This window comes from Nocardia sp. NPDC057668 (assembly GCF_042799795.1).
GTDB lineage: Bacteria > Actinomycetota > Actinomycetes > Mycobacteriales > Mycobacteriaceae > Nocardia.
Genome location: NZ_JBHVIC010000001.1, coordinates 1,767,159 through 1,790,955 on the forward strand (window position 1 = coordinate 1,767,159; position 23,797 = coordinate 1,790,955).

The window sequence follows — 23,797 nt, forward strand, 5'->3', positions numbered from 1 at the left end:
CAGCCCGATCTCGAACGCTCGGCAATGAGACGGGTGCCGGGGCAAGCCGGACACCGCCCGGCGTTGCGACTAACCGTCAGAGGATCGACACGGCAACGACATCGACAACGTGACCAACGCGGACCGATAGAGGAGCACAGATGAATGCCGATTCAGCTCGGAACACGCTCGACCGCGGTGTACATCGACGAGCGGTGGAGTCGGCCGTGTGGGCCATGCCCGCGGTCAACTTCGAATTGATGCGCGAAGTGCTTGCGGGCGGCGAATCGAATACATTCGTGTACTGGTCCCGTTTGCTGGATTGGCGCAACCAGACCCTCACGCCGAATCCCGATCTGATCTACTACATGGCATTCTTCGACACCCACGATGGCCCAGTCGTGGTGGAGATCCCCGCCGAGAGCGAGGATCAGGCTCTCAACGGCACCCTCTGCAATCTGTGGCAGGTACCTCTGGCGGATGTGGGTCACTTCGGCGTCGACCAGGGCAAGGGGGCGAAGTACCTAATCCTCCCGCCAGGGTGGGATGCCGCGGTTCCCGACGGCTACATCGCCCTACCTTCGGAGACCTACCGCAGCTACGCGCTGCTGCGCTCGGTACTCAGCGAAGGAACCCAACGGGCTCTGGACCGGGGACTGGAACTGTGCCGGCGGATCCGGGTATATCCGCTCGCGCAGGCCACCAATCCGCCACAAACCAGAGCACGGGACCTCGCCGACGAACTCGTCGATACCACGATTCCGTATGACATCAGGTTCTATCGGCTGCTCCACCGCATCATCCAGGACGAGCCGTGGCTGGCTCGCGATCGCGTCTTCGCGGAAATCCTCGCCGGCATCGGCATCGAGAAAGGGAAGGACTTCGATCCGACCCCGCAGCGTATCGCCGTTCTGGAAGAGGCAATCGCGGAGGCGCACGAATGGGTGCGCGCAACGTACCAGGAGAGTTTTGAACCATTCTTCGCTGACAGCCAATGGTTCTTTCCGGCAAGCCAGGACTTCATCGAAGCCCAGCGCGACGGATTCGACGCGCACGATCAGCTGTACCCGTACACCAGTCGCGGCGTGGTTTACCACATGGCCTTCATCGGCCTCAAACACCTGGGGGTAGGACAGTTCTATCTCGTCAACCTGCGGGACAAGGACGGCTCGCGCTTCAACTCGGCCGAAACCTATCGCATGCCGGTACCGGCCGGCGTGCCAGTGTCGCAGTACTGGTCGGTCACGATGTACGACGCCGAGACCCATGGATTCATCCGCGGCAACACCAAGTATTCGGTATCGTCCCAGACACCCGGGCTGACTATCAACGACGACGGCACGGTCGATGTCTACTTCGGTCCGCAGGCGCTGCCCGGTCACGAAGCGAACTTCATCGAGACGGGCAATTCCGCGGGCTTCGAGTTGATGTTCCGGTTCTACGGCGTCGGGCCGGATGTGCTCAGCAAGCGATGGTCATTGCGCGATGCCGAACGCATCGACAACCGGAACCGGGTTGTGTGACCGAGCCATAGGACCGACCTACGCCGACATCGCGGATCGACTGTATAGCCGGACGTGCGGTGCGCAGGAAATTACACCCTACATCTCAAGTGCCACAAATGTTTTCGATGTGCTGCCGTGCGAGTTCGAGCGCAACGGACCGGCAGCAGAGCGGTTTGAGGCCGCTATTCACCCCTTCCGCCGGATGGCGAGTTCGAGCAGTGGCCGTTCGGCCTCTGCCGCCCGCAGTTATCAAGACAGTGAGGTTCTCGATGGGCGACCCCATTCCCACCGCCTGCAACATCCAACGCCCAAGCCATACTCCGGCTTGGGGTGAGCTCGGGCTGCCCGACAACACGCCATCCCCGGAACCAGCTTCCCCGGGTGAGCTGTCCGCCAGAAAGATCACAGACCGCCCCGGTGCGGCAGCACACGATGCACTGGTGATCTTCGGGGTAACCGGAGACCTGTTGGCAGCGCGTACCTTCCGCGCCTTGTACAAGCTGGAAGGCGCCGGACGGCTTGTGTGCCCGGTCATCGGCATAGCGCCAGAGGATTGGTCACACTATCGGCTTATCGCCGCCGTTCGCTCCGCACTCACCGCCGCCGGGGACAACGTGGAACCGGAGGTACTCGATCGGCTCGCGCGGCGAATGACCTATCTGCGCGGCGATTTCACCAATCCTGCTACCTACCGCGAACTCGCCACATTGCTCGGGAACGCTTGTGCCCCATTGTTCTACCTCGCGACGGCTCCCACTCTGTTCGCTACGGTGATCGCACGGCTGCGGCAGGCCGAACTCATTCGGGGTGCCTCGGTACTGATCGAGAAATCGTTCGGGCGCGACGCCACCGCGGCCCGATCCATAGACGCGGAACTGCGCCGCGAGCTCGGCCCCGACCAGCTCCTGCGAGTCGACCGCTTTCTGAACGGACAGTCGGTCCTCGACCTCGCCTGCCTGCGCTTCGACCACGCGATGTTCGGACCGGTCTGGAATAGCGATCACATCGCCGCCGTACAGATCACCATGGCCGAGAACTCACGCGTGGAGAGCGGTGACGCGCACTACGACTCGGTCGGGGCGCTCCGTGACATGGTGCAAACCCGGCTCCTGCAAGTCTTGGCATTCCTGGCAATGGAAGAACCGGCCGACCGGGGACCGCACGAACTCTGGTCGGCAATGGCCGAAGCCGCGCGGGCGACCGCAGATGTCGACTCCGCCCACATGGTGGCCGGACAATACCTCGGCTACCGGAAGGTGCTCGGTGTGCGCGAGAACTCGACGACCGAGACCTTTGCGGCGTTGCGCCTGCAGGTGGACACACCACGCTGGTCGGGCGTGCCCTGGTTGGTCCGGGCAGGTAAGGCACTGTTCGCCCACACAACCGAAGTACGCGTCATCTTCCGCCGGCCACCACCACTCGCATTCCTGCGCCCGATACCGCATGTCGAGGCCAACCAATTGATCATGCGCCTGGACCCGGACCCCGGCCTACGACTTCAACTGGCATCGCGACGCGCAACTGACGCGACCGCGCGACCTGTTCATGTGGACTTGCCGTTCGCGGCCGAGCCCGGCGAGCCCGCCGACCCCGACGAGCGAATGCTGCGCGATGCGCTGAGCGGCAAGACCTGGCTGTTCCCGCGCGCAGAACTAGTGGAAGAGAGCTGGCGAATCCTCCAGCCGGTGTTCGATTCTCCCCCGGCCCCGACGCTCTATCCGAAGGGGTCATGGGGGCCACCTGGGACAGCGCGACTAGCGCACGGTCACCACAGCTGGCAGCGTCCGTGGCTGCCGAGCCCAAGTTACTCGGGTCGGGCATTCCCAACCCCGACGTAACTCGTGCGCTCATTCGGCGGGTGCCCGCCGCATCGCTGAAGCGCGCTGCGGCGGTGCACGTTCGCTCCAATCGAGGGGCTCAGCTCGGCAGCTGGTCCCGCTGCGGATGCTGCCGCGCCCGGGGCTCGTGCCGAACCACCGAGAGCGGAATCACCGTGGCGTGTTGCCCAGCGCCAGCAGGGCGCCTGCCACCTGGCCGCCGACATCGAGAATCAGCCGGAACACGTCGATGGGAACGATTTTGCCGTTGCACCACAGAATGTTGCAGGCCGTCGATGCGTAGGGGCCGACTCCCAACAGCACGCTCGCCGCGGTGATCGGATCGATCAGTCTGCCTATATCGTCGAGAGAGTCGATGGGTAGCGGAGGATTCTCGAGCGTGTACGGATCGACGTACGGCTCGGCCGGGATGTCGGTGACCGCGGCGGTGATGCGTTGGTAGAGCTCCTTGTTGTCGGGATTACCGCTCCCGGTGAGCATTCCGACGGGGTTGCTCAGGTCGATGCGCAACGGAATGCCCATGCGGACGATGACCAGGTCGCGACTGGGGACAACGGTCAAGAACTGCCCGAGTGCGCCTTCGAACGAATAGAGATCGCGGGGTGAGCCGGGGAACTGTGGCCGGTTGAACTGCACCGCGGTGGGCACTTCGACACCTTTGTAGGTATCGCCGGCATTGAGCCAGGTCAGGAAGCCGTAGCCAGGGTTCGCGCCGGTGCCGGTGGTGGCTTGCTGAAGATACTCGGGGTCGATGAGCTGCCGGTCGTCCCAGCGGCCCTGTTGCAGCATGAGTCTGCCCAGGCGCGCGAGATCATCGGGCCGCATGGCGAGCCCGCCGTTGACGGCGGTGTTGGCACTTCGGTCGCGCAACCAGACCCAGTTGCCGCGAGCGATACCCAAGGGCTGAAACACTTCTCGTTGCGCGAACTCTTGAAAATCGCTGCCGGTGGTGAGTTCGATGATCTTGGGCAGCAGGGCGAGGACGTTCTGCGCGTACTGAAAGGTGCTATCGGGCGGGTAGTCGGCGGGTGCGGCCAACGTCTGGCTCACCGAGTCGGTGTAGAGCCCGGCTATGTCAGCAGGCCAGCTGAAGTGCAGCCCGGTGGTCTGCGTGAGTACTTGCCGAACGGTCAGATTCGCATGGGCGGAATCGGCCTGCGGGAAGAACTTCGACAGCGGATCGTCCACACCGAAGTACCCCATGGTCACCGCCCGGCCCACGATCGTCGAAGTGACCCCCTTCGTGGCGCTGGCCAGCGGTATCGGCAGGTTTCCAGTGGGTGTGCGATCACCGACCAGACACCCGTGGCGGTAGATCTGCACGGCCACACCGCCGGCGCGCGTGGCGAAGTCCAGCGCGGCTGTCAAAGCGGCCGAGTCCATCTCGACGTCTTCGGGATTCGTACGCGGTAGCGGCTGACCCTGCATTGGTTCGGCGCAGTTGCGAACTCCAGGTTCGGCCGCAGCGATCGGTGCGATGAGCGGGAGCGTGGTGATCACCGCTGCTGCGAGTCCGGTGAACCAATGAACTCGACGGTCAGGCATGATGAATCTCCTTGCGAGCGAGGCGAAAACGATCATCGGGTGAGCGCGTCGGCGAGCGCGTTACGGTCGACGCTGTAGTAGGTCTTGTCAGTCTCGAGCTTCCAATCCGGCCCGACGAAGTACTGCCGCGCGGTGTCGTCGACGAAGGCGATGTACTCGAGCCAGGCCATGGCGGTGCCGGAGGACGCGTACGCGCCCGGCCCGTCGACCGGCGAGAAGTGGCTCACGCCACGGGCATTCGCGATCCAGGCGGGAGCGTTGAAGCTCATGTTGTACTGCCACCATCGCACCCAGGCGAAGTCGGGGACGACGAAGTCGTTGTAGCCGGTGAGGTAGAGGGTGGGCACGCCGACCAGCGCCCCGACCGCCAGCGGACCGGGCTCGATGGCCAGGGCGCCGATGATCCGCAGCCGGGGATCGACCATTCCGGCGAGCGGTGGGAAGAGCGCCGCGGCCTGCAGGGTGGCTTGGCCCCCGCCGGAATGCCCGGCGAGGACCGTCCGCCCAAAGTCGATCTTGCCGAACAGCGGGGAACTCGGGTCGCGGCTCTGGATCAGTGCGACCGCCAACCCGAGCGCGGGCATATCCGCGGTCGAATTGAAGAAGTCGTAGGCGACCACCACCACGAAACCATGGCTGGTCCACTGCCGCGCAAGCGTGTCGTAGTTGCCCGGGTTCGACAGGATCCCGCCCACGAACACGATCACCGGTGCGTCGTCCATGTTCTCGATATCGGCCGGGTAGTAAGTGTTTACACCGATTGGAGACTGCAGCCCATAGGGAAACGCCTGAGTGCATCGGGCGTCGTCACGATTGCCGAAAAGATGAACGGTGAGGTGTGCGACCATCCCGGCCACAGATTCCTGACACGGGTTGGTCACCGTCGGAGTCGCCACCGGATGTGGCCCGATGCTGTCGAAGGCACTCTGCGCAGTTGTCTCAGAAGCTATTTCGTCGGCATGCGCTGGAGTCGGGGCCGCCGGCAGGCTGACGGCTGTGGCAGCCAGGGCAATTGCAAAGATCCCCGGCCGGAAGGTCCTACGCCTCGTCATTGAGGTCTCCTGTGTCTCTGACCGGGCTGCATCCGGCAGATGAAAACTGGGACTATCTGGTTTCAGATAGGGACGATAGCCTGATGGTGACTTCCAACACAACCGGCAAATTTGCAGCGGGTACCAGTTCGAGACCGAGTGTCAGGTGCGCGAGGCCCTGCTTGTACGCCGCGGTTCACAACCTCGCGAATTGGAATCTACGAGTGTGAAATGCACTGTTGGACAGCCGCTTCCGCTCCTCCGTTGCTGGCGTACGCAGGATTTCCGATGCGAACTCATAGCGCCGAGCGCCAGCTCGCGCACTTGGCAACCACCCGGGCCGAGCCCCCATCGGGGGCAATGCCGGACTGCGGATGCGAACCAGAACCGTTGCACTGATTCGTATCGATGAGACGTACACCACTCGGCCGCGATCGTGACGACTTCAACGATCGCGGTGTCGAAGCGGTTGAAGCCACTAGGAGGTTGAGTGTTGTGACCGCGACAGGACCGGCCGCCGAAACCGGACCCGACGATGTGACGCTGGTGTACAGAGCGCGTGACGGCGATCTACGTTCGTTCGAAACCTTGGTCCTGCGCTACCAAGGGGCAATGTATCGGCTGGCCCTCAGGATGCTGAACAACCGCGCCGATGCCGAGGACGTAGTACAGGATGTCTTCCTCTGCGCCTGGCGGCGACTGCCGCAGCTACACAACGATTCCGCGTTCGTCGCATGGCTGTACCGCATGACGACCAATCACTGTCTGAACGCGATCCGAGCACGCAAGCCCACTATCGAGATCGACTCAGAGATCGCCCAATCACCCCGATGCACCCACCCTGAGCACGCGGTGCAGGTGAGAACCCAACTCGCAGCGTTGAATTCCGCGCTGCAACTACTCACACCCGAGCAACGCGCCTGCTGGCTGCTTCGTGAAGTACACGGGCTCTCCTACGAAGAAATCGGCGACATCGTCGAAGTGAACACGACAGCGGTGCGTGGTCGGATTGCACGAGCGCGCGCCTACTTGTCGGAAGTGATGAAACCATGGCAGTGAACAGCACCACAGGACACGATCAGGGCCATCGACTGCCCTGCGGGCGCGATCTCGACCTGGTCTGGGAACGGCTCGACCTCATCATGAACGGTTCGGGAGACGAGCACGACACTGGTTGTCCCCATTGCGTTGTGGCGGGTGAGAGCCTGCTCAAATTGCGGGCGGCGACGAAAGCCCTGACCGAAGAGCCGGATCCGGCTCCACCCGATCTGTCGAGACGCATCATGTCCGCGGTACGTGCCGAGGCCCGGCGAACGCGAACCCTGCCGCTGCCTTCCGCGCAGCCCGGAGGGGTCGAAATCAGCACCCAGGCAGTCGCCGCCGTTGTTCGCTACGTCGCGGATTCTGTACCGGGAGTGCGTGCTCGAGGCTGTCGGATCCGCGCCACCCGCAATCCGGCCGACAGCGCGAATCTATTGACCATCGAGCTCTACGTTGCCATCGGTATCGGGCGGACCACCACCGCCGAGGCAACGCCTCTGGTGCGCGCGCGGGTGAGCTCGGCACTAGACGCGCAGCTCGGCCTGGAGCTGGCGAGCCTGACCATTACGGTCGCCGACATATATCACGAGAACGAAAGCGGGCGATGACGGGCGAGGAGTTTCCAGAGATAGTGGTAGAGCTCGCGGTCGTCGCCGCAGTCGCCGCGCACGCCGCACGTACAACCCCCGGCGTCCTGCGACTGGAACCCGGTGCGCGAGGGCTGGTCTCGTCCGTTCTGCGAGCAAGCAGGCCGACCAACGCCGCCCTCGCACGCTCGGACGGGGTTCGCGTACGCCGGAACTCTCTCGGCGCGCTGAGCGTGCACGTGGATGTGGCGATCTCGGCCGAACCCGCTGCCGCCGTGACCGGCCAGGCCGTCCAGCAGCGAGTCGGGCGGCTCGTCCGTGAGCAGACCGGTCAGCGAGTAGACGAGATCACAGTCCTCATTCTCGATATCGAACCGGGTTGGCGATGACCCGCTCCAACGATGTCATAACGACTGTGCTGGCGGCTGTGGCGGCCATCGAGGGCCTGCGTCCCGCCGCGCTCCTCGGCGTGGAGGCTCCGAGCTGGTGGCTTTGGGGCACAGCCGGTTACGCGATCGATGTAGCGGCCGACAGAATCGAAATCCGAGTCGTGGCCACCCGGCTGCCCTTGGGACCTCCGATGGCTGCCGCGGCCACCGCGATTCGCACCGCATTGGCGCAATCGGAGTACAGCGACGCAGCAATCCGCTTGGTGGTCACCGACCTCGACGCCGTCGCCCTGTCCGATTCGGACGTTACCTAGCTCACATTCTGCTGTGCGTGACGTCTGCCCGTCGTTGGGGTCCATCCAAGAAGAAGTTCCCGAAATCTGCTCTAGCTCAGTACAAGACGGGAGTCCCATCATGACCACGACAACGACCGCAACCGAAAAGCGCGCCGACAGCGAAGTACCCGCCCGTATCGATCCCCCGGTGTCACGGGTCGGCGCCAGCGTCGACAAGATCAACAGCAGGCTCGCCAGCGAACAGGGCACGACCACTATCGCGGACATCGTGGTCCAGAAAGTCGCCGGACTTGCGGCCCGGGAAGTTCCGGGAGTTCACGCGCTCGGTGGCGGCGCCGCAAGGGCCTTCAGTGCTCTTCGTGACCGCATCCCCGGTGCGTCGGCGAGTATCGGCCAAGGTGTTTCGGTCGAGGTGGGCGAGACACAGGCCGCGGTCGATCTCGAGATCGTGGTCGAATACGGTGTCGCCATCGCCGAGGTCGCACGGGCGGTGCGCCGCAACGTGATCAGTGCAATCGAGCAGATGACAGGCCTGATCGTCGTGGAAGTGAATATCAACGTCAACGACGTCTACATTGCCGGTGACGACGAACCCGCCCCGATCAGCCGGGTGCACTAGAATGAGCGCAACGTCGATCTGTCTCTCGGTCGGCATCGCATTCGGCTTCGCGGCCGCCTTCGGCGGGTTCGGCGCATTCGCCATCGTTCTGTTGTTCGCCGTGCTCAGCGTGGCAGTCGGTCGCTGGCTCGATGGTGAAATTGACCTGAAAGGCTTGCTCCAGGCTGCGCAGCAGCGGGGTCGTCGATGACGCTCGCCCTCACCACCGAGAAGTCCCGGGGACGTACGACGGTCGCGCCCCGGGCAATTAGCCGAATCGCCGCCCGAATCGCGAGGGAAGTCGAGCATATCGGCCCGAATGTTCAGGTCGAGGCCGTAGTTTCCGCCGATCGGACCACACTGCGTGTACGGATGACGATTCTGTATCCAGCACCGGTAGGTGCGGTGACCGAAGCCTGTCGCGCCCTACTCGCGCACCGCACCGCGGCGCTGACCGGACAGGCGGTCACCACGATCGATATCGAGGTGACCGAGCTGCGCGCCGAAACGGCGGCAGGAAAGAGCATTCGATGATCCGAAGGCCACGCAGAACGATGTCGGCTACGGTTCTCGCCCTGCTACTGGGAGCACTGTCCACCGTGTCGGCCGTATCGCTGATTCAGCGGCTGCTCGGTCGGCGCGAGCTGGTCTCTTACGATGCGCTGGCACGCCGCCTGCATGCGACAACCTGGAGCGACTGGTCGGTGCTGGTCGCCGGTTCGAGTGCCGTGGCGCTCGGTCTCATCGTGTTCGGACTGGCGCTGTGGCCGGGGAGGGCGGTGGTCATGCCCCTCGATACCGAGGACGGCATGGTCGCGGGGGTGCGCCGCAGCGGCCTTCGTACCGCGCTGCGCAGCACCGCGACCCGGGTCGACGGGATCGATTCCGCGCGAATTCGATTGGGAAGACGAAAGGTTTACGTGTCCGCCCGGACCACTCGACGCGACACCACGGGCCTTCCGGAGGCGATCAATCAGGCGGTGGCCCGCCGCGTACGAGAGATCGGTCCACGACGTGTACGCACGGTGCATGCCGGCGTACGCGGGTTCTAGACAGGAGAGCCGCGATGAGTCGAATCAATCGACCCGCGATACTGAATCGCAGTACATCGGGCGTGCTCGGCGTGCTCGGAATCGGTGCAGGAGCACTCGCTGTGGCCGCGCATTACGGGAGACTGGGCTGGTTGCGCCCGGATGCGACCATCGTCCCGGGTGTCGAGCCGCCACCCTTGTGGGTGATGTGGACTGCGGTAGCGGGCTGCGTGTTGATCACGACGCTGTGCGTGTGGTGGTTGCTGGCTCAGCTCTTCCGAACACCGAGGTCGTGCACGTGGCGCATCGACGGTGTGGAGTCTGCGGGTAAGACCGCACTCGAGTCTTCGGTCGCTGCGGCACCGGTGGTCCGGGACATCGAGAGTTACGGCGGAGTGCGGTCCGCCTCGGCGTGGTTGACAGGAGCCCACAGCGCCCCGGAGCTGTATCTGGTCGTGACCATCGAGACGCATGCCGACATCGTCGATGTGCGCCGCCGAATACTTGGTCATGCAATAGCCCGATTGCGCGAAGCACTCCAAGTGAAGGTCATCCCAGTATCGCTGGAGGTCGACTTCGCTGAGGATCGAGAGCCCGCTCGAGTCGACCGAGTGTCCGCAGCGAGCAAGTCTTGATCGATCCAGTTCGCCGGATGGTTTTGAGGGCGTCGGCGGACCCGGGTTTGGCGAGCTCCGAGATCGAGGCCACGTCGTCGAGAGGAATTCGGCGTGGTCGATCTCAGAGAACTATCCAGCGATGTAGAGACGCTCATTCGGTAGCCGTGGGAGGCCAACAGTGCTACCGCCCACGATCACCACGTGGTCGAAGTAGTGGCGTGCCAGTGACTCTTGAATGAGCACCAGCGCAGCTGACAGGCGCGCGGCGAAGTCCAGTTGAATGCCATGGAATTGAACTGAAATATGCACATCTGGATCGACACGGCATGAGGTTTCTTTCGCCATGGCTGCGGCTTCCGATCAGATATTACAAACAATGCAGGCCCGGGGTCGAGGTTCAGTATTGGCACAACTCTGGAGTGCGGCTCGGGCGCCTGATTCATGCGGACAAATAACGACCCTCATGGCTCGCGGCCAGTTGCCGTCGAGCTATTCGATCGCACGCCGTGTCCTACATGACCATAGATGTAGAACATGACGTACCTAACACCTCAAGATTGGTACAGTACCGTTCCCATCTCGGGCAGGCAAGTATCCGAGTCCCGCAGGACCGGCAGCCACGCTGCCCGTACGGCTCAGGATCCGCTCGACGCACTCCCGCGCATCGACCTCAGTTCAGCCCCTTCGACCCGAGCACAGCGACCGAGGTCTCGTAGAACACGGCCGCCAATTCGCCGAGCCCGCTCGGGCCGGCGTCATTGAGACAGTCGCGGATCCGATCGTCGATTCCACCGATGAGTAGATCAAGCATCCCCTCGATCGGCAGCTCACCCAGCTCGCCCTGAGTCACCCCCAGGGCGTGAACTGCGGTCATTCGGTCCACGAAGACCTTCTTCATATGGCCTCGGTGAACCGCTAATGCCTGTCCGGCCGCAAGCGCCTCCACATGCAGAGCTCGCGCAAGCGCGGGTTCGATAGTCAGAATCGCAAGGTACTCCTCGAGCGACTTACGAAGCAGCACTTTCCAATTCAGACCACGATAGGGCTCCAGCGCCGTGCGCAACAGATTCTCGACCACCTCGACCGTTAGCTCGAACGCAGCGACGTAGCACTCCTGCTTGTCAGCGAAGAACTGGTAGAAAGTGCGGCGAGATACCTGCGCGCGCTTGACGATATCGCTGACCGTCGTCGCCTGATAACCCTGCTCAGAGACCACATACAACGCCGACCATCCCAACCTCCCCCACTGCGAGGCAAGCACCTGCTCCCGAGTCAAACCGGTCGGCCCTGGCGGCAGCGGCCCTGGTGACACACGAGACACAATGTCCATTGCCCAACCTTAGCGATCACCCCCACTGATCACGACCTCTTCGACGTCGGCTGAACTCCTCCCAAAGTGGAACCCGAAGCGAAATGAGCCATCACCAAGGAACTGCCTCACAGAAGACGGGAGAAATCTCGCGAAATATTGCCCAGATCGACCACCCTTCAGAGGGTTGCCCATCGCCGGAGTGACAAACAAGCGCTTGCCCGAAACGGACATCGGGCGCACGCCCGACGAGCAGTTCGGACATAGCTGAAATAGATGATCTGACGCCAGTCGAGATTGTGGCGACCACAGCCCACCAGAACCATTGCGGACGGGATTCGATTCTAAGGCCTCCGAGATAGGCAACGGTACGAGACTTCAACGTCTGCGGAGACAACCAAACCATCGCGGGCACATCTCGTTTGGATGCTGTTCGAATCCCGCCGGGGGAACGTACAAATCCACAACGCAAATGCCCGCTGCTGACCGGGCATTTGTGCTCGTGGTCGAAAACTCGTGTCCCGACCCACAGAACGGAACGGGCCGGACCAGCCGCGGCCGGGTACGGCGCGACGCCAATCGCACGAGCCCGCACGCGGATACGGACCGACACGAGGAACGATCGGGGCAGCAGGGTCGAGGACGGCGTCGTTCATGCCGGTTCAGCGAGAAGTAGCCACAGATCCCGCCGCGAGAGCCGGCCGCCCGCTTCGGAGTCGATGTCGCTGCCGGGCAACATAGCTCCCTGCTATTAACCTGCCAAGCATGACAACGACTCTCGTGAAGGCCGTACTCGTAGTGGGAGCCGCCGCGGCGCTCACCGTCTCCCCCGCCGGCGCGGAGACCATCGGCATGGCCCCGCACGAGAAGACGCTCGGTGCGCTCATGGTCGGCAACCGGGAGGAGCGCATCACCCGGGTCGCACCGCTGAACATGGTCGGCACCACCCGCGAGGTGTTCGTCGGCAGCGTCGCCTACGGCCGCAACGACACCGATTCCCCGGCGAAGCTGCGGATCGGCTACCACGTGGGGTGTGCGGTCGCGTTCACCGGCGATTCCTTCGGCGCGGAGCCGGACATCTACGCGATCAGCCCGGGTGGCGACGCAAACCCGACGAACTTCGGTCCCGTCGCGGAATTGACCCTGGTTCCGGGCACGGTGGAGACCATCAAGATCGCCGAGATCGATATGGAGCCGGGGCAGGTGGCGGAAATGCAGATCGACGACTTCCACATCGTGGTCAATGCCTGCGCGGGGCCCGCGACCTTGCGCCAGTACACGGCCGTTGTCTCCAAAACCACCGGGCGGCTGGCCAGCGCGGTCGTCTACGGCGACAGCACCTGGATGTAGCGATACCCGCGGCCGGGCGCCGCCGACGCCGTCACACGGCCGTTCGGTCGGGTATCAGAGCCAGCAATTGGCTTGTGTGCGTGGGGATTTCGACGTCGGACAAGCCTCCGAACAAACCGCGCAACGGCACGACCGTGTCAGCGAGCAGAGCGCCCGCAGAGAGGCCGAGCAACGGGACAGGGGTGTCGAGCTCGGGGGCCGACAGGGCGGATCCGCCGAAGGCACACAGGATTTCGGCCTGGGAGCGCAGACGATCGCGTAGGCCAGAGAGGCCGCCCGCCCTGTCGACCACGCGGTCGATGCTCCAGGCGTCGAGGGCATGTCGATTGTCGTAGGTGGCGTGTTCCCCCGACGCCACGGTCGCCACCGTCGCGATGGTGCCCGCGGTGACGAGGCAGACGTGGGCCAGGATCCGGCCGGCATCCCATTCGCCCGGCGGGGGCGTGCGGAGGTGCGGCGCTTCTGCCGCGGTGGAGGCGGCTTCCAGGAGCAGGTCATAGGCGGTGCGCAACACCGTGGTGTCCAACATCTGCCAAATAATGCAGGCATTTACCTGCATATGTCAACGGTCAGCCGCGGACTACAGCCGACTCACCCATCAGCGAACATTCAGCGAACCCAAGGGTAGGGTCACCCGAAGGCTCTTCTACTGACTTCCGCTAACCACTCGCAGCAATGCGAGACAGTGCTCAGGAGGAACCGGATGGCGTCGCTGCTGTATCGGCTGGGAAAGTTCTCCTATCGGCGATGGTGGGCGGTTCTCGCCGTCTGGATCCTCGCCGCGATCACCCTGAGCATCGTGAGCTCGGCGGTGTCGAAGCCGTTCGAGGACAATTTCGAGCTGCCGAACAGCCGGGCGGTCGCCGCGCAGGAAGAGCTGCTGAAGAAGTTCCCCGACGCCGCGAAGGAGACCGCGCAGCCGGCCACCGTCGTCGTTCGGTCGAGCGACGGTGCGCGCCTGGACGACGGCGGCAATCACGCCGCAATCGAGCAGATGGTCGCGAAGCTGCGGGAGGTACCGCAGCTCACCCCGCAGGCCCGCGCCGCGATCGTCGACCCGACCACCGGTGAGGCGGCCGCCACGGGCCTGAGCCCCGACGGCACCGTGGCATTGATCAAACTCGACCTCGACGCCGTCCGGCACGGCGCGGACAGCGGTGTCACCCAGGAATCGATCGACACCGTGGCCGCGGCGAAGGAGATCGGCCGCGCCGCGGGCCTGACCGTCGAGAGTGCCGGCGCCGCCAACGAACCCATCGCCGAGCCGCCCGCCGAGTTGATCGGCATCTGCGTCGCGATCGTGGTCATGATCATCACGTTCGCGTCCCTGCTCGCCGCGGCCATGCCGCTGGGCTCCGCGATGATCGGCATCGCCCTGTCGACCGCGATCATCTCGATCGGCACCTCGTTCCTGACGCTCGGCACATCGACGACCGGCCTGGCCACGATGATCGGGCTCGCCGTGGGAATCGACTACTCGCTGTTCGTGATCTCGCGATACCGCCAGGAGACGACCGGGACCTCCGATCGAGCGCACGCGGCCGGCGTCGCGGTCGGCACCGCGGGCTCGGCCGTCGTCTTCGCCGGCACCACCGTCGTGATCGCCCTGGTCGCGCTGGGCTTGACGGGCATGTCCTTCCTGACCCAGATGGGTCTGGGCGCCGCGATCACGGTGGTGCTGGCGGTGCTGGTCGCGCTCACCGTCCTGCCCGCCCTGCTCGGGCTGTTCAAGTCGGCGGTGTTCAAACCGCGAATCCCGCTGCTGTGGACACCGGAGAAGAGCACGGATCACACGGTCGGGCACCGCGTGGGCGTGGAACTGACCAAACGGCCGCTCCCCTACCTGATCGCCGCTGTGGCGGCACTCGCCCTGGCGGCGGTGCCGATCACCGGCCTCCAACTCGGCCTGGACATCACGCCGCAGTCGGACAAGGCCGCGGTCAAGATCGAGCGCGACGCGTTCGGCGCGGGCAAATCCTCACCCCTGGTCGTCGTGGTGAGCGCGGACAACCCGGCCGACGCGACCCGGGCCACCCAGCTCATCGGTGAGCGCATCCCCACCCTCGGGCACATCGCCGATCGCGGCGTCGTTGGCCCGATTCCGAACGCCGCGCAGGACGCGGCCCAGTTCATCGTCGTCCCGCAGAGCGGTCCGTCGACGCCGGAAACCAAAGCGCTGCTGGAAGATCTGCGTTCCGCGGCGAAGGACGTGGGGCAGTCGACCGGGACCTTTGTCGGGATCGGCGGCGCCGCCGCGATCAACGCGGATTTCGCCTCGACCCTCACCGACAAGCTGCCGCTGTACGTACTCGTGGTCGTCGGCCTGGCGTTCATCCTGTTGATGATCGTCTTCCGGTCCGTGATCATCCCGCTCATCGCCTCGCTCGGATTCCTGCTGTCGATCGCGGCGACCTTCGGCGTCACGGTCGGGATCTTCCAGGACGGCTGGCTGGGCTGGATCAAACCCGAGGACCGGGGGCCGATCCTGGTGTTCATGCCGATCTTCCTCATCGGCATCGTCTTCGGGCTCGCCATGGACTACCAGGTGTTCCTGGTGAGCCGCATGCGCGAGGAATACCACCACGGCGCGACCCCGATCGACGCCATCCGCACCGGATACAGCGCCGGCGCACGCGTGATCACGGCCGCCGCGCTGATCATGATCTCCGTGTTCGCCGGGTTCACGCTCTCGGCCGAGACGTTCCTGAAGCTGATGGGACTGTCGATGGCCGTCGCCATCGTCTTCGACGCCTTCCTGGTTCGCATGATCATCATGCCCACCACCATGGCGCTGCTCGGCGACAAGGCGTGGTGGATGCCGGCCTGGCTCGAACGGATCCTGCCGCGCATCGATGTGGAGGGCGAGAACCTGCGCGCCGCTTCCGACCCGGACGCGGCGCGGCCCGCCGATGCCGACCGGACCGTACCGGCCTCGGGATCGAATCGCTGAGCGAACCACCCGGGAGTCACGGCCTCACCGGCCGGAAAGAACACTCCTGCCCAGCAATTCGAGCCGGTGCGCGGCGGTGGGGCGAAATCCCCACCACCGGCGATGGACGGCCGCGGCCCGCGACCGCGGCCGCTCGCCCGCGTGCAGGGCCAGCAGCATCGTGCGCACCGCGTCACCACCCACCCACCGGGCCGCGTTCGCGTCGGCCTGGAAGTACTCGCGACGCGACTCGCTCGCCGACATCGCCCAGTACCCGGCGACCAGCAGCACGAACCCGGGCAGCCCCACCACGGAGAACGAGGCGGGCGCGAAGAGGATGCACAGCGCCGCCCCGGCCAGCACCGCGAAGAACGCGAGCGCGGGGCGGCCGGTGGCGGCGCGTTCGAACCAGCGATCCCACGTCGCGGTCCGCGACGGATAGTCCTCGAGGTACCGGGAACCCAGCTCCGCGCGGGACAGCTCCACCGCCAGCAGTGCGTCGCGCCCCGGTGCGCCGAGGTCGGCGTAGACCTCCGGATCGACCGAAACGTATTCCGGCACAACGGTTACCCACTGGCTTCGCAGGAGCGGGGTCCGCCACCGACGCACCGTGGACAGCGTCGAGGTAGCCGCGTCGCGCGGATCCGCCCGCGCGACCAGCCGCACCGGCAGGGACCGCGGGGTGATCGAGACGGGACGGAATACCGCTTCAGCGGCGAGCCGAGCCGAGCGCGCGTTCGCATCCTCGGTCAGTGTGCTCAAACCTCCGGACACCGGCCGAACTCCTTCCATCGCACCGCAATTCTTCGCCCCGCGGGCAGAGCCGAAGCATACGACTCCGGCCCCCGCCCCGCGCGCCGCGCACACCCTCGATTCTCGGCGCGGCCGATCGAATCGCGGGATCGTGCGCGGGCGCATCGGGTCGAATGGAATATCGCGGATCGCTACGACCGAAACGGCGACCGGCGAGGATTCAGCTCACCTGGTATTCGGCGCTGCATTCGCCGTTGGTGTAGTTCTGCCCCTCACCGTGATTGAAGACGTTCAGGTTCAGCAGAATTCGGCCGGGCTTGGTCTCCACGCCGGAGATGGTCAGCGTGTTGTCGGGGCCTTTCACCTGGGCGGAGGTGTTCGCCACCCCGCTCCTGCCGGTGTCGAGGTTCGCCCAGTTGACGGAGAACTGCTGGTCGTAGGCGAAATCGGTCCCCGCATCGGTGTGCAGCTTCAGGTCGACGGAACCATTGCCGGAAGTCGCGAAAACCTCGCTGGACGCCGGGGTCTGGAAGGGTTCCACCGGAACGGGGTAACTCATCGTGCATACCGCGGCCCCCGGGTCGTTCGGGGCGGCGGACGCCGCGGGCGCACCCGCGGCGGTAAGTGCGACGCCGGCGACAGCGGCTATCAGTGACAGGGCCGAGCGCGTGCTTGAATTCATCGAACCGTCCCATCGAATATCGAGATGTACTGGATGAAGAGTGTTGCCTCGCTGCGAAATACCGACCGGCAACCGACACCAGCCTAGCGAGACTCGGGAAAGCGCGCCAACAAGCACGAATGTCGAATCATGCTCTACCAAAATGGCTTTCGATCGGACAGACATCACATTCATGGGCATTCGAATCCCGATCTAACACCCGGAAAGCGTGGCGAGTTCGGGTGGCCGTCACCGGTCCGAGTGCGGGACCGCGGCGAGCAGCAGGGGTTCCAGTTCGGCGGCCACCTGTTCGAGGGGCCGCAGGGAGCGATCCACCCGGGACAGGACTATCGCACCCTCCACAGCGGAGAGGGTCAGGGTCGCAAGGGTTTCGGCTCGCGCGGCGGGGACGCCGGCGGCCAGGAGCGAGGCGGCCAGGGCGGTGCGCCAGCGGGTCAGGATCGCGGCCACCTCGGGGTGCAGGGCGCGGTCGTCCTCGGTGCCGCCGACCGCCACCGCCACCGCGGGACAGACCGCTTGGAAGTCGCTGTCCCGGAGCAGTTTTCGCCAGAACTCCAGGAGCACCCGCAACGCCTCGCCGGGACCGGCAGCCGCGGACGACTCGATCAGGGCGGTGATCGCGTCACCCGACAGGCCCAGACTCTCGCTCAGGAGCTGGCGGCGGCCGCCCGGGAAGTGGTGGTAGACCGACCCGCGGGGCGCGCCGGTGCGGGACAGGACGGCGTCGATCGTGACTCCGGCGGAGCCGCGTTCGCGCAGCAGTTCCACACCGCCGATCAGCATTCTGCGTTTGGTGGCGCCGCGTTCGGCCATGACTACCCCCGCGCCTCCGCCGCCGCCTTCACGGCCGCCAGGTTGGCGCGCATGTTGCGCTCCCACTCGGTCAGGCGATTGGCGACGATCCGGGCCTCCTTGTCCGGCATGGCGGTGATGGCCACGTTCAGACCGGACGGACCCGGGCCCATGCGGCCCCACTGCCGCACGATCACACCGGAATTGGCCGGGTCCACCTCGAAACCCCAGGTGGCGCTGACGCCTTCGGGGCCGTGCACCGCCCACACCCAGCGCCGTTCGGGCTCCAGCTCGATCACCTCGCACTCGGTGCTCCACGCGCCCAGGGCATCGTGCCGGTTCGTACCGCGAAAACGCGCGCCCAGCGCCACCGCGTCCGCATCGCCGAGCCATTCCACGGTGGCCAGTTCCTCGGACACCCGGGACGACAGCGTGATGTCGGTGAGCAGCTCCCAGGCCCGGGCGGGCGTACAGGCGACGCGTTCGGAGACTTCGACGGTCGGTTGATCGCGGTAGCGCACGCTGCGGCCTCTCGGGGGTTCCCAACAACAGTTTCTATGATCTATAACATAGTCCATGGTCGAATCGGATCCCATACGGAAATCACTTCGGGTCGGCGTCGTCATCGAGCCCCGCCTGCCCGGCGCCGCGGACTTCGCACGGGACGCCGAACGGCTCGGCGTCACCTCGCTGTGGGTGCCGGAGGTCTGGGGCTACGACGCGCTCACCGGGCTGGCCTATCTCGCCGCCAAGACCGATTCGATCGAGCTGGGCACCTTCGTGGTTCAGCTCGGATCCCGCTCCCCCGCACTGCTGGCCACCTCGGCGCTGAGCCTGCAGGAGCTGTCGGGGGGCCGGTTCCGGCTCGGCATCGGCGTCTCCGGGCCGCGGGTCATGGAGGGCTGGCACGGGGTGCGCTTCCGCAAACCGGTGCGCACCACCCGCGAAACCATCGAGATCGTGCGCCTGATCAGCCGCGGCGAACCGCTCGCCTACGACGGCGAGATCTACACCCTGCCGCTGCCCGACAGCGCAGGTCGCGCCCTGCGGCCGATGATCGCACCGCGCGAGGTGCCGATCTACGTGGCGGCCATGGGCCCGGCGAACCTGCATCTCACCGGCGCGGCCGCGGACGGCTGGCTGGGCAACGCGTTCATTCCCGAAGCGGGCGAGGTGTTCCTGGATCCGCTGCGCGCCGGCGCGGAATCCGCCGGGCGCACCCTGGCCGATCTGGATCTCGTCGCGCCGGTCGCCGTCGAGTTCGCCGACTCCGACGCCGATGCCGCGCAACGGATTCGACGTCACGCCCAGGGCTACGCGTTCACCATCGGGGCGATGGGCGCGGGCGGGCGGAACTTCTACAACGAGGCGTTCGGCCGCATGGGTTTCGGTCCCGCCGTGCAGCGGGTCGCCGAGCTCTGGGCCTCGGGCAATCGCGACGAGGCCCGGCGGGCGGTACCGCTGGAGCTGGGCAGTCACACCAATCTGGTCGGGACGCCCGAGGCGATCGCAGAGCGGATCGAGCGGTATCGCGCGGCCGGGATCTCGACCCTGCTGGCCAAGATGGAGACCCCGTTCGAGGAACAGCTGACCACGCTGCGGCGCCTGCTCGAGCTGGCCCGCGCCTGACCGGAGCGGCAGCTCCCAATTAATCGGTTTACCAACCGAATACGCGCTTGCTACCGTGATGGCAACGCACCGACGAGACCTCCGAGGAGGGTGAGGCAATGGCACGACAGCAGCGGAATCAGCACATCCGGCTCGACGGCGTCCGTGGGCGCACGCTCTTCGTAGCCGGCTGCCGCCGAATCCGGAGTGGCACCTGAGGTCCGTGCACGGACTCATCTCAGGGCCGCTTCGAGGATTCTCGAAGCGGCCCTTGCGTTTTCCGAGACCCGCCCCGGCCGAGCGGGAATCATCCCACCCCCACCCCGAGCACCTCAGTGCCGAGTAGATGTCAACGACGACATTCGCCCGGGGTCCCATGCCCGTAGCTCAAACGGATAGAGCGCTTGTCTACGAAGCAAGATGTTGGAGGTTCGAATCCTCCCGGGCATACCGATTGTCGATGAAGCGTGGTGTAACGGCAGCATGGCGAGCTCTGACCTCGCCGGTCCAGGTTCGAATCCTGGCGCTTCAGCTCCGCGGCGTAAATTGGCGGCAATGCCGAGCGATCAGATCTTCCTGCTGCTGAGCCTGCCGGAACTGCGGGCGTCCGACGGACCGATCACCGTGCGGGAATCCGCGGGCCGGCCGCGGACCGCCCCGGACGAAGCCACCCTGCTGGCTATCGCGAACGGCTCCCATCGGGACGCGAGCGAACCCATGGTGGCCGCCGTCCTCGATCCGGCGCTCGTCCGCGCCGACGGATCCGTCGAACGTGCCGCGATCACCGAAATTCGCTATGCCCGGCGCGATGTCACCGGCGCGTATGTCGGCCTGGACCGCCGTTCGCCCCTGGTCGATGCCCTGGATCTGCTGCCGCACCCCGAGGGCGGCTGGTTCCGGGAAACCTGGCGCAGCGCACACTCGTTCACCCCGTCCGGCTATCCGGGTGCGCGTGCCGCCGGCACCGGCATCTACTACGTGCTCGGCCCCGGCGAGCGATCGGTGTGGCATCGGGTGCGCTCGGACGAGCTGTGGCTGTGGCACACCGGCCTGCCGCTGCGTCTCACCCTCGGCGGCAACGGTTCCCGGCCGGACGACTTCCGGGACCACGTGCTCGGAGGTGACGTACTGGCGGGGCAGCGACCGCAGGTGCTGGTTCCGGCCGGGTGGTGGCAGAGCGCGGAACCACTGCCGGGAACGGCGGACGAGGTTCTGGTCAGTTGCGTCGTGTCGCCGGGATTCGACTTCGCGGACTTCGAATCACCGGAATCGGCGGGCTAGCGCGACGCCCCGGGCGACGTGATGCACGCTGACCCGGGCGAAGTCGGCGATGACCCGAATCACCGGTGCAATTGCGCAGATTGTCACATTTCAGCTGGTCCGGGGATTTTTCGGAAGGACCAGCAATCCCCTTGGTGGACATGCGATTCCGCTATGATTCACGATTTGCCCACCCCGGCTTGACGCGGCTGAATCGAGATGATTCGATCTGAATCATCATGAACCCAGAGAATCAGCCGCCACCGGGCGCGACCGACGCGGCATCCGCCGCGAACTCGGTTGCGTACCAGTCGCGCCCGCGCCAGCAATTGGCGGCGGAGCTGCGGCGGCTGCGGGACATGGCCGGGATTTCCGGGCGGGAGCTGGCCAAGCGCGTCGGCATCAGCCAGTCGACACTGTCCCGGATCGAGGCGGGACAGGTGGTGCCGCCGCTACCCCAGGTACTCGACTGGGCCGAAGCGGTTGGCGCGCAGGATGATTGCCGGCATTCGCTACGCGCGCTCACCGAAGCCGCGCATACGCCCGAGATGCAGGATTGGGCGGCGTCGCTCGCGAACCGCCCGCACCTGCAGGACGACGTGCGGGCCTTCGAACAGGACGCGCGGGTGGTGCGCAACTTTCAGCCCGCGCTCATGCCGGGTCTGCTGCAGACCGCCGACTACGCCCGCCGGGTGTTCGCCACCTTCGATCCGCCCTACGCGCCCGACGCCCTGGCGTCCGCGCTGGCCGCGCGTCTCGAGCGCCAGCAGGTGCTGTACGACCCCGCCAAGCGCTTCGAATTCCTGATCACCGAAGCGGCCCTGCGTTTTAGGCCCGGACCGTACCGCATGCTGCTCGCCCAGCTGGACCGGACCATCTCGATCGAAACCCTCGATACCGTCGAGATCGGGGTGATTCCGCAGGATATCGAGGCGAGCACCACGATCCCGCACGGTTTCGTCATCTACGAGAACGAGGACCACGCGATCGCCTCCGCGGAGCCGATCGCGGGCAACCTGGTGACCCGTGGCCCCGAACTGGTCGACGCCCATCGCCGCCGCTGGACGGCGCTGACGGGAATGGCTTTGTTCGACAATGATGCCCGCGAATTTCTCACCGGACTCCGGGACGAAATCCACCGCATCGCAACCCAATGACCATTTTCCAGCGGCCGTCGAGGGGTCGGCCGCATGTGGGGGTGGTGGTGTCGCAGCGAATTTCGCTGCGACACCACCAACACACATCAGTCGCCGAAATCGAATTCGCCGGCGCGGACACCCGAGGTGAACGCCCGCCATTCGGATTTCGTGAACCACAGCGTCGGGCTGTGCCTGTCCTTGGAATCGCGAACCGCGATCTGTCCTTCGTGGTAGGCGACCTCGACGCAGTCGCCGCCACCGTAGCTGAAACTGGCCTTGGCGAACCTCGGCCCACGATGGTCTCCGCGAATCGTTTTGCAGTTCATGACATTACTTCCTTCCCCCCGGAGGGTCACTCCCCATGACCCTGCGCGCGAATCTCTTACGACGAACACAGTGCTATCCGAACCACCGGCCGCGCAACTGAATTCATCGCTCTCGGCGCGCCGCCACATCGAATTGCTCATAACCGCAACTCTACGGCGACCCACCGACAATTCCGGGCGTCCGCGCGGGCCCCGGGTCAGCCCTCGGAGATCAACTCCTGCATGGCTCCGGCCACCGCGGAATCGCCCTGCGCGGTCGGGTGCCAGGGGAATCCGAACAGTTCGGTCCCCGGGTCGAAGATGCCGTCCACCCAGGGCTCGGGGGTGCACGCTCCGTGACCGGTGGTTACCGATCGGCTATCGAGAAAATCCGCCTGCAGCAGCGCCGCCGCTTCGCGCTGGGCGGCGTCGATCCGATCCAGAAAACCGGTGACCGCCCCGGCTCGGGGCTGCACCACATCGACACCCAGCACACTCGCGCAAGCGGATTCTTGCCCGGGGGAATGTATTTCGGGGTAGCCCACGAAAACCACCCGCGCGTTCGGCGCGTAGTAGCGAATGTAGGTCACCGCCTGGCGGACCCGGTCGGCGTAGGCCCGGCCGGTGACCGCGTCGAGGTCCGGGGCGCGGCCCTGCGCGGCGGCCTCGCGACCGCAACCGGCGAGCACATCACTCAGGCAGGCCATCGACAGCGCGACCGGTTTCTCCGCGCCCCAGGCGTCGTTCATGCCGAGTTGAATCGCCACCGTGCGGGTGCGCGCCCCGAACGCGTTGTCGGCCATGGCCCGCTTCACCTGATGCGCCAGCGTCCAGCCCGAGGTGTCGATGGTGCCGCCCTGACACGAGGTGTCCTGGACGTCGTCCGGGGCCAGCTCCAGCCGCCGGGTGAGCTGGGTCGGCCACGAGGTCGGCACGTGCGCACAGCCGGTGTCCGCCCCGGTGTTCACCAGGTCGAGGATCTCCCCATTGGCCGCGAAGGAATCGCCGATCACCACCAGGGTCTTGCCGTCCGGAGCCTGCGCCGTTGCCGGCGGCGTCACCGCGGTGAGCACCGCGGCCGCGCCGCACGCCGCCGTGAGCACCCGCACCCGAGCCGAACTCTTCACTGCCGTGCACCTCTTGTCGATCCGTAGCGAACCGCCAAACTGTAGCCGCGCACGGCACACGCCGAGCCAAGATCGAAAACTCGGTG

At 65.6% G+C, this 23,797-nt stretch carries 27 protein-coding genes and 2 tRNA genes; 18 read left to right on the forward strand and 11 right to left on the reverse strand.

Translation table 11 applies throughout. The features are described from left to right. The first annotated feature begins 140 nt into the window (after positions 1–140). Positions 141–1,502, forward strand: coding sequence for a DUF1254 domain-containing protein (locus tag ACFVBH_RS08155; RefSeq protein WP_379000842.1), 1,362 nt, complete (start codon positions 141–143; stop codon positions 1,500–1,502). A gap of 251 nt (positions 1,503–1,753) precedes the next feature. Further along, positions 1,754–3,322, forward strand: coding sequence for a glucose-6-phosphate dehydrogenase (locus tag ACFVBH_RS08160; protein ID WP_379000844.1), 1,569 nt, complete (start codon positions 1,754–1,756; stop codon positions 3,320–3,322). A gap of 150 nt (positions 3,323–3,472) precedes the next feature. Here the strand turns inward: ACFVBH_RS08160 and ACFVBH_RS08165 are convergent, their stop codons facing one another. Then, positions 3,473–4,903, reverse strand: a complete 1,431-nt coding sequence (locus ACFVBH_RS08165) for a serine hydrolase domain-containing protein (RefSeq protein ID WP_379000846.1) — start codon at positions 4,901–4,903, stop codon at positions 3,473–3,475. Further along, a complete protein-coding gene (locus ACFVBH_RS08170; RefSeq protein WP_379000848.1) occupies positions 4,900–5,715 on the reverse strand; it encodes an alpha/beta hydrolase in 816 nt (271 codons plus the stop codon). Before ACFVBH_RS08170 ends, ACFVBH_RS08165 begins: the two co-directional genes overlap by 4 nt. Positions 5,716–6,393: 678 nt before the next feature. Here ACFVBH_RS08170 and ACFVBH_RS08175 point away from each other — a divergent pair. From ACFVBH_RS08175 to ACFVBH_RS08215, 9 genes are all read left to right on the forward strand, one after another. Next, positions 6,394–6,957 carry an RNA polymerase sigma factor gene (locus ACFVBH_RS08175; RefSeq protein ID WP_379000850.1) on the forward strand — a complete coding sequence of 188 codons (564 nt, stop codon included), beginning with the start codon at positions 6,394–6,396 and terminating at the stop codon, positions 6,955–6,957. Beyond that, complete coding sequence (locus ACFVBH_RS08180) at positions 6,948–7,547, forward strand: Asp23/Gls24 family envelope stress response protein (RefSeq protein WP_379000852.1); 600 nt, start codon at positions 6,948–6,950, stop codon at positions 7,545–7,547. Before ACFVBH_RS08175 ends, ACFVBH_RS08180 begins: the two co-directional genes overlap by 10 nt. A 23-nt stretch (positions 7,548–7,570) precedes the next feature. Beyond that, a complete protein-coding gene (locus tag ACFVBH_RS08185; protein WP_379000854.1) occupies positions 7,571–7,915 on the forward strand; it encodes an Asp23/Gls24 family envelope stress response protein in 345 nt (114 codons plus the stop codon). After that, positions 7,912–8,229 carry a hypothetical protein gene (locus ACFVBH_RS08190; RefSeq protein ID WP_379000856.1) on the forward strand — a complete coding sequence of 106 codons (318 nt, stop codon included), beginning with the start codon at positions 7,912–7,914 and terminating at the stop codon, positions 8,227–8,229. The genes ACFVBH_RS08185 and ACFVBH_RS08190 overlap by 4 nt, the downstream gene beginning before the upstream one ends. Before the next feature lie 100 nt (positions 8,230–8,329). Continuing rightward, on the forward strand, positions 8,330–8,830 hold the full coding sequence (locus ACFVBH_RS08195) for an Asp23/Gls24 family envelope stress response protein (RefSeq protein ID WP_379001652.1): 501 nt from the start codon (positions 8,330–8,332) through the stop codon (positions 8,828–8,830). Position 8,831: 1 nt separating this feature from the next. Next, positions 8,832–9,020 carry a hypothetical protein gene (locus ACFVBH_RS08200; protein ID WP_379000858.1) on the forward strand — a complete coding sequence of 63 codons (189 nt, stop codon included), beginning with the start codon at positions 8,832–8,834 and terminating at the stop codon, positions 9,018–9,020. Positions 9,021–9,214: 194 nt separating this feature from the next. Then, a complete protein-coding gene (locus tag ACFVBH_RS08205) occupies positions 9,215–9,343 on the forward strand; it encodes a hypothetical protein (RefSeq protein ID WP_379000860.1) in 129 nt (42 codons plus the stop codon). A gap of 65 nt (positions 9,344–9,408) precedes the next feature. Next, the gene (locus ACFVBH_RS08210; protein WP_379000862.1) at positions 9,409–9,861 is read left to right on the forward strand and encodes a DUF6286 domain-containing protein; all 453 of its coding nucleotides are present in this window, start codon (positions 9,409–9,411) and stop codon (positions 9,859–9,861) included. A gap of 14 nt (positions 9,862–9,875) precedes the next feature. Next, entirely contained in the window at positions 9,876–10,475 is a 600-nt protein-coding gene (locus tag ACFVBH_RS08215; RefSeq protein WP_379000863.1) for an alkaline shock response membrane anchor protein AmaP, read from the forward strand. Between the two features lie 111 nt (positions 10,476–10,586). On the opposite strand, the gene ACFVBH_RS08220 is transcribed toward ACFVBH_RS08215, so the two are convergent. Continuing rightward, on the reverse strand, positions 10,587–10,802 hold the full coding sequence (locus ACFVBH_RS08220; protein WP_379000864.1) for a hypothetical protein: 216 nt from the start codon (positions 10,800–10,802) through the stop codon (positions 10,587–10,589). Between the two features lie 325 nt (positions 10,803–11,127). After that, complete coding sequence (locus ACFVBH_RS08225; protein WP_379000865.1) at positions 11,128–11,787, reverse strand: TetR/AcrR family transcriptional regulator; 660 nt, start codon at positions 11,785–11,787, stop codon at positions 11,128–11,130. Between the two features lie 744 nt (positions 11,788–12,531). Here ACFVBH_RS08225 and ACFVBH_RS08230 point away from each other — a divergent pair. Beyond that, the gene (locus ACFVBH_RS08230) at positions 12,532–13,116 is read left to right on the forward strand and encodes an MspA family porin (protein WP_379000866.1); all 585 of its coding nucleotides are present in this window, start codon (positions 12,532–12,534) and stop codon (positions 13,114–13,116) included. A 31-nt stretch (positions 13,117–13,147) separates the two neighbouring features. Here ACFVBH_RS08230 and ACFVBH_RS08235 read toward each other — a convergent pair whose 3' ends face one another. Further along, a complete protein-coding gene (locus ACFVBH_RS08235) occupies positions 13,148–13,645 on the reverse strand; it encodes a hypothetical protein (RefSeq protein WP_379000867.1) in 498 nt (165 codons plus the stop codon). Between the two features lie 174 nt (positions 13,646–13,819). On the opposite strand from ACFVBH_RS08235, the gene ACFVBH_RS08240 reads away from it, so the two are divergent. Continuing rightward, a complete protein-coding gene (locus tag ACFVBH_RS08240; RefSeq protein ID WP_354987109.1) occupies positions 13,820–16,066 on the forward strand; it encodes an MMPL family transporter in 2,247 nt (748 codons plus the stop codon). Positions 16,067–16,090: 24 nt separating this feature from the next. On the opposite strand, the gene ACFVBH_RS08245 is transcribed toward ACFVBH_RS08240, so the two are convergent. The 4 genes from ACFVBH_RS08245 to ACFVBH_RS08260 form a co-directional block, all read right to left on the reverse strand. Beyond that, positions 16,091–16,819, reverse strand: a complete 729-nt coding sequence (locus ACFVBH_RS08245) for a hypothetical protein (RefSeq protein WP_354987108.1) — start codon at positions 16,817–16,819, stop codon at positions 16,091–16,093. Positions 16,820–17,018: 199 nt separating this feature from the next. Then, complete coding sequence (locus ACFVBH_RS08250) at positions 17,019–17,480, reverse strand: hypothetical protein (RefSeq protein ID WP_354987107.1); 462 nt, start codon at positions 17,478–17,480, stop codon at positions 17,019–17,021. Between the two features lie 228 nt (positions 17,481–17,708). Next, positions 17,709–18,293 carry a TetR/AcrR family transcriptional regulator gene (locus tag ACFVBH_RS08255; protein WP_354987106.1) on the reverse strand — a complete coding sequence of 195 codons (585 nt, stop codon included), beginning with the start codon at positions 18,291–18,293 and terminating at the stop codon, positions 17,709–17,711. 2 nt (positions 18,294–18,295) lie between these two features. Then, positions 18,296–18,793, reverse strand: coding sequence for an SRPBCC family protein (locus ACFVBH_RS08260; protein WP_379000869.1), 498 nt, complete (start codon positions 18,791–18,793; stop codon positions 18,296–18,298). Positions 18,794–18,848: 55 nt separating this feature from the next. On the opposite strand from ACFVBH_RS08260, the gene ACFVBH_RS08265 reads away from it, so the two are divergent. The 5 genes from ACFVBH_RS08265 (at position 18,849) to ACFVBH_RS08285 (ending at position 22,297) form a co-directional block, all read left to right on the forward strand. Continuing rightward, positions 18,849–19,901, forward strand: a complete 1,053-nt coding sequence (locus ACFVBH_RS08265) for an LLM class flavin-dependent oxidoreductase (RefSeq protein ID WP_379000870.1) — start codon at positions 18,849–18,851, stop codon at positions 19,899–19,901. 355 nt (positions 19,902–20,256) lie between these two features. Beyond that, positions 20,257–20,330: transfer RNA gene (locus tag ACFVBH_RS08270), tRNA-Arg, on the forward strand. A gap of 11 nt (positions 20,331–20,341) precedes the next feature. Further along, positions 20,342–20,412: transfer RNA gene (locus ACFVBH_RS08275), tRNA-Gln, on the forward strand. 23 nt (positions 20,413–20,435) lie between these two features. Further along, positions 20,436–21,161: a cupin domain-containing protein gene (locus tag ACFVBH_RS08280; protein WP_379000871.1), complete on the forward strand. Its 726-nt coding sequence runs from the start codon at positions 20,436–20,438 to the stop codon at positions 21,159–21,161. A 218-nt stretch (positions 21,162–21,379) separates the two neighbouring features. Then, the gene (locus ACFVBH_RS08285) at positions 21,380–22,297 is read left to right on the forward strand and encodes a helix-turn-helix domain-containing protein (RefSeq protein WP_379000872.1); all 918 of its coding nucleotides are present in this window, start codon (positions 21,380–21,382) and stop codon (positions 22,295–22,297) included. An 86-nt stretch (positions 22,298–22,383) separates the two neighbouring features. On the opposite strand, the gene ACFVBH_RS08290 is transcribed toward ACFVBH_RS08285, so the two are convergent. Both ACFVBH_RS08290 and ACFVBH_RS08295 read right to left on the reverse strand, forming a co-directional pair. Further along, on the reverse strand, positions 22,384–22,746 hold the full coding sequence (locus ACFVBH_RS08290) for a DUF397 domain-containing protein (protein ID WP_354987101.1): 363 nt from the start codon (positions 22,744–22,746) through the stop codon (positions 22,384–22,386). Positions 22,747–22,802: 56 nt separating this feature from the next. Continuing rightward, complete coding sequence (locus ACFVBH_RS08295) at positions 22,803–23,711, reverse strand: SGNH/GDSL hydrolase family protein (protein ID WP_379000873.1); 909 nt, start codon at positions 23,709–23,711, stop codon at positions 22,803–22,805. Positions 23,712–23,797: the final 86 nt, after the last annotated feature.